Origin of the sequence: Nocardia sp. NPDC002869, from assembly GCF_046764065.1 — a bacterium.
In the GTDB taxonomy this organism is placed as follows: Bacteria; Actinomycetota; Actinomycetes; order Mycobacteriales; family Mycobacteriaceae; genus Nocardia; species Nocardia rhamnosiphila.
In genome coordinates, this window is the sequence record NZ_JBKOOL010000245.1 from 1 (window position 1) to 5,926 (window position 5,926).

1 protein-coding gene is annotated in these 5,926 nt (G+C 68.7%); it reads left to right on the forward strand.

Annotated features, from left to right (window positions below):
* Positions 1-36: 36 nt before the first annotated feature.
* Positions 37-5,883, forward strand: coding sequence for an amino acid adenylation domain-containing protein (locus ACLML9_RS27300; protein ID WP_411948200.1), 5,847 nt, complete (start codon positions 37-39; stop codon positions 5,881-5,883).
* Positions 5,884-5,926: the final 43 nt, after the last annotated feature.

Here is a 5,926-nt window from a genome sequence, read left to right on the forward strand (position 1 = left end):
GTCGCCTACGTGGTTCCTGCTCCGGGTGCGCAGATCGTGTCGGCGGTGTTGCTCGACGATCTGCGTGATGTGCTGCCGACCTACATGATCCCGGCCGTGGTCATGGAGTTGGATGCGTTCCCGTTGAACACTTCGGGGAAGCTGGATCGTAAGGCTCTGCCGGCTCCGGTGTTCGAGACCAAGCGGTTCCGTGCTCCCTCGACGCCGATCGAGGAGATCGTGGCGGGTGTGTTCGCCGAGGTGCTGGGTGTGCAGCGGGTCGGTGCCGATGATGACTTCTTCGCCCTCGGTGGTAACTCGCTGATCGCGACCCAGGTCGCGGCCCGTCTGGGTGCTGCGTTGGATACGCAGGTGCCGGTGCGGTTGTTGTTCGAGGCCGCCACGGTGACTGCTTTGGCGGCTGCGGCGGAGACCGCTGCCGGTCGCGGTAACCTTCCGGTTCTCGCGCCGCGGGAGCGGCCGGAGCGGGTGCCGTTGTCGCTGGCGCAGCAGCGGATGTGGTTCCTCAACCGGTTCGATCGGGATTCGGTCGCCTACAACATTCCGATGGCGATCCGGTTGTCGGGCGACCTCGATGTGGACGCGCTGCGTGCGGCGGTAGCCGATGTGGTGGGCCGGCACGAGGTCTTGCGGACGATCTACCCGGAGACCGATTCCGGTCCGGTGCAGCTGGTGCTGCCGGCCGGGGACGCCGCGCCGCGACTGCAGGTGCGCGCGGTGGCCGCCGACGACGTGGTGGCCGCGGTATCGGAACTGGTGTCGACCGGTTTCGACGTCACCGCCGAGGTGCCGTTGCGGGTCGCGCTGTTCGAGGTGAGCGATACGGCCGGCAAGGGCGCGACCGGTGAGTTCGTGCTGGCGATGGTGGTCCACCACATCTCCGGTGACGGTTTGTCGGTGGCCCCGCTGACCCGAGATCTGATGACCGCGTACGCGGCTCGCGTCGTGGATGAGGCGCCGGGCTGGGCGCCGCTGCCGGTGCAGTACGCCGACTACAGCATCTGGCAGCGTGAGTTGCTGGGCGATGAGACCGATCCGGAGTCGCTGGCCGCACGGCAGGTCCAGTACTGGCAGTCCGCGCTGGCGGGTGTGCCCGACCAGCTGGACCTGCCGGCGGACCGGCCGCGTCCGGCGGTGCAGTCGTTCACCGGTGGCCGGGTCGAGGTCGCTGTCGACGCCGAGATCCACGCCGGGCTGCAGCGGGTCGCCCGAGAGCAGAATGCGACGCTGTTCATGGTCGTGCATTCCGCGTTGGCGGTGTTGCTGTCGCGGCTGTCGGGGACCGATGACATCACTATCGGTACGCCGGTGGCGGGTCGTGGTGAGCGGGCGCTCGATGATCTGATCGGTATGTTCGTGAACACGCTGGTGTTCCGGACGCAGTTGGATCGTGGTGAATCCTTCACCGGTCTGCTGGGTCGCCAGCGGGAAGCCGATATTGCGGCGTTCGCGCATGCGGATGTGCCGTTCGAGCGGTTGGTGGAGGTGCTGAATCCGGCGCGGTCGACCGCGCGGCATCCGTTGTTCCAGGTCGGTCTCTCGTTCCAGAACCTGGCGCAGTCGAGTCTGGAGCTGCCGGGGCTGACGGTCTCGGGTCTCGAAGTCGATACCGAGGTCTCGCAGTTCGACCTGCACCTGATCGTTGCCGATGCCTACGACGACAACGGCGCTCCCCTCGGTGTGCACGGTCATCTGACCTACGCCACCGATCTGTTCGACCGCGCCACCGCGCAGGCGATGGTCGATCGGTTCGTGCGGTTGCTCGGCGAGATCGTGGCGGATCCGCTGGTGCCGGTGGGCGATGTGGAGATCTTGGCGCCGGCCGAGCGGAAGGCGCTGCAGGCTCGTAACGCTACGGGCCGGGAGTTGGATTCGGCGGCGACGTTGGTATCGCTGCTGGATACGTCGGTGGCAGCTACGCCGGATGCGGTGGCGTTGGTGGCTCCGGATGGTTCGCAGATCACATATGCGGAGTTGGGTGCGCGGGTCAACCGGCTGGCGCGGTCCCTGATCGCGGAGGGTGTGGGTCCCCAGGATCGTGTGGTGCTGGCATTGCGGCGGTCGGTGGATCTGGTGGTCGCGATGTATGCGGTCGCCACTGCCGGTGGTGTGTATGTGCCGGTGGATCCGGATCAGCCGGCGGAGCGTACGGGGTACATCCTGGATACCGCGGCACCGGTGTGCGTACTGACCACCAGTGCCGACGCCGCTGACGGCGTGGTGGGCGACGGCGTGCCGTCGCTGGCCGTGGACACCCTCGATCTCGGTGGTTTCGCGGCTTCTCCGGTGACCGATGCCGAGCGGGTGGCGCCGTTGCGTGCTTCGAATACGGCGTATGTGATCTTCACGTCGGGTTCGACGGGTCGCCCGAAGGGTGTGGCGGTGCCGCATGCGGCGATCGTGAACCAGCTGCGGTACATCACCGAAGAATTCGCGCTCGATGCCACGGACGCGATCTTGCTGAAGACCGCGGCGACGTTCGATCTGTCGGTCTGGGAGTTCTGGACCGCCGCGGTGAGCGGTGGCCGGATGGTCATCGCGGAGCCGGAAGGCCATCGCGATCCGTCGTACCTGAACCGGTTGATGCGTCGTGAGCGGGTGACGACGTTGACGGTGGTGCCGTCGATGCTGGAGGCCCTGCTGGGCGCCGCAGAGAGTTTGCCGGACTCGTTGCGGCGGGTGCTGGCGATCGGTGAAGCCCTACCGGCGGCGACGGCGCAGAAGATGCTGGGCGAGTTCCCGGGTATCGGGTTGTTCAACTTGTACGGCCCGACCGAGGCCGCTGTCTCGATCACCACCCATCGGGTGACCGAGGCCGATCTGGTGTCGGTGCCGATCGGTGTGCCGCAGTGGAACAGCCGGGTGTATGTGCTGGATTCGCGGTTGCGGCCGGTGCCCGACGGTGTCGCGGGTGAGTTGTATCTCGCGGGTGCGCAGTTGGCGGTCGGGTATTTCGGTCGCCCGGACCTGTCCGCGGATCGGTTCGTGGCCGATCCGTTCGTGGCGGGGCAGCGGATGTACCGCACCGGTGACCTGGCGGCTTTCGACGGCAATGGTGAGCTGGAGTACCGGGGTCGTACCGATTTCCAGGTGAAGATTCGTGGTTTCCGGATCGAGCTGGGGGAGATCGAGGCGGCGTTGCTGGCGTTGCCGGAGGTCGCGCAGACCGCGGTACTGGCGAAGTCGGATCCGCGGACCGGCGACCGGCTGGTCGCGTATGTGGTGCCCAGCGATGCGGCGGGCTCGGATACGGGGCGCATCCAGGCGGAACTGGCGCAGCGGCTCCCGTCGTACATGGTGCCGTCGGCATTTGTGGAACTGTCCGCGCTCCCGTTGACCGTCAACGGGAAACTGGACCGTAAAGCTCTGCCGGAGCCGGTGTTCGAGGCGCGTGCGTTCCGGGCTGCGTCGACTCCGATCGAGGAGATCGTGGCGGGCGTGTTCGCCGATGTGCTCGGGGTGGACCGGGTCGGCGCCGACGACGATTTCTTCGCCCTCGGTGGTAACTCGCTGGTCGCGACGCAGGTGGCGGCGCGGTTGGGTAAGGCACTCGACACGACTGTCCCGGTGCGGGCGCTGTTCGAGGCTTCGACGGTGGCCGGTCTGGCCGTGCGGGTGGAGCAGCATGCCGGATCCGGTGCGCGGACACCGCTGGTGCCGCAGCCGCGGCCGGAGTTGGTGCCGTTGTCACTGGCGCAGCAGCGCATGTGGCTGATCAACCAGTTCGATCCCGGTTCGCCCGCCTACAACATTCCGCTGGCGATCCGGCTGACGGGTGAACTGGATGTCGCCGCCATGCGCGCGGCGGTCGCGGATGTGCTCGAACGGCACGAAACGCTGCGGACGCGGTATCCGGTCGGCCCCGGCGATCGCCCGTATCAGGAGGTCCTGCCGGCCGCGCAGGCTCTCGGTAGTGGCCTCGAGGTCGCTGCCGCCGCTGATCCGGTGGCTCGGATCAGTGAGCTGATGTCGATCGGTTTCGACGTCACCCAGGAGGTGCCGGTCCGGGCACTGCTGCTCGAAACCGGACCCGGCGACCATGTGCTCGCGTTCGTCGCGCACCACATCGCGGCCGACGGTGCCTCGATGGCGCCACTGGCCAGGGACCTGATGACGGCCTACCTGGCTCGTGTCGGTGGTGATTCGCCGGGCTGGTCGCCGTTGCCGGTGCAGTACGCGGACTTCGCGCTGTGGCAGCGTGCGGTGGTAGGTGACGAAACCGATCCGACCTCGCCGGCCGCCGGCCAGCTGGCGTACTGGCAGAAACAGCTCGACGGGGTTGCCGTGGATGTCGAGCTGCCGCTGGACCGGCCGCGTCCGCCGGTACCGTCGATGCGCGGCGGGCTGACGAGTTTCGCCATCGAGGCCGAGGTGCACCGCTCGCTGGACGAGTCGGCGCGAGCGCACGGCGTCACGCTGTTCATGGTGATGCACGCCGCGGTGGCCGTGCTCTTGTCCCGGCTCACCAACGCCGGCGATATCGTGGTCGGCACCCCGATCGCCGGACGCGGGGAGCAGGAGCTCGACGATCTGGTCGGTATGTTCGTCAACACCCTGGCGCTGCGTACCAAGGTGGAACCCGATATGACCTTCGCCGAATTGCTGGAGCAGGCCCGGGAGACGGATCTCTCGGCATTCGCGAATGCCGATATCCCGTTCGAACAGGTGGTGGGAGCGGTACTGCCGGGCCGGGCCACCGCGCACAACCCGCTCCTGGGCGTGGTGCTGTCCTTCCAGAACACCGAACAGCCCACGCTGGATCTGCCCGGGCTGAGTGTGCAGGCGCTGGGAGAGCAGGCACTGGCGGCGAAGTTCGATCTCCAGATCGGTATCGACCCGCAGCGGGACGCCGACGGCGGCTTCGGGGAACTGTGGTCGGTATTCGGGTACGCCACCGACCTGTTCGACGAATCGACCGTGCAGTCCTTCGGTCGCCGGTTCGCCCGGATCCTCGCCGCGGTGGCCGCCGACCCGCAGGTCCGGGTGGGTGAGATCGATATTCTCGATACCGCCGAACGCGACCGGATGGCGGCGCCCGCGCAGCAGGTGGCGCCCGCTGCCACCACCGGTACCGCGTTGCCGCAGACGCTGCGCGCGTCGGTGGAGGACGATCCGGAAGCCCCCGCGGTGGTATGGGGTGAGGAAGAGGTCACCTATCAGGAGCTGGACGCGCGTTCGTCGCGGCTGGCCCGGGTCCTGATCGGGCGCGGGTACGGGCCGGGTACCGGTGTGGTGCTGCGGCTCGAACGCGGGGTCGACGCGGCCGTCGCGACCTGGGCGGTGCTCAAGGCGGGTGCGGCGCTGGTGCCCGCCGACGCGGTGTCCGCCGCCGCGGCCGCGGGTCTGTCGGTCGAGGCCGGCCTCGTGGCGGGCGCGCCGCCGGCCGCGCCGGGTGTCGACTGGCTGGTGCTGGACGATCCGGCGCGTATCGCGGAGATCGCGGCGGAGTCGTCCCGTCCGGTGACCTACGCCGATCGGGTGCGGCCGCTGCAGGGCGGCGATCCGGTGTGCGTCGGCGCCGGTGGCCGTGTGCTGTCCTACGACGAGCTGGCCGCCGTGGTGGCCGAAGTGCACACCGTGACCGGGCTGACCTACGAATCCCGGACCTTCCGGTACGGCCGTGACAACGGTCCGGCCGCGGTGGCGGAGATCGTGGCGGCCGGCGCGGCGGGCGCGGCGTTGGTGCTCGTACCCGAGGTCACCGGCGCGGCGCTCGGCGACGAATGGGTCACACACCTGTGGATCGACCGGGCCGGCCTCGACGCCTTGGAACCGGACGCCCTGGAGGATCTGTCCGCGCTTCTCCTGGAGGAGGCGGGCCGTCCGGACGGACAGTGGGCAGCGGTGGAGCAGATGCTCGAGCTCGGCGATCTGCTGGACTGAGCCTTCCGGTGTAGCGGCCCCGGTCGCCCGGCGTCACCGTCGC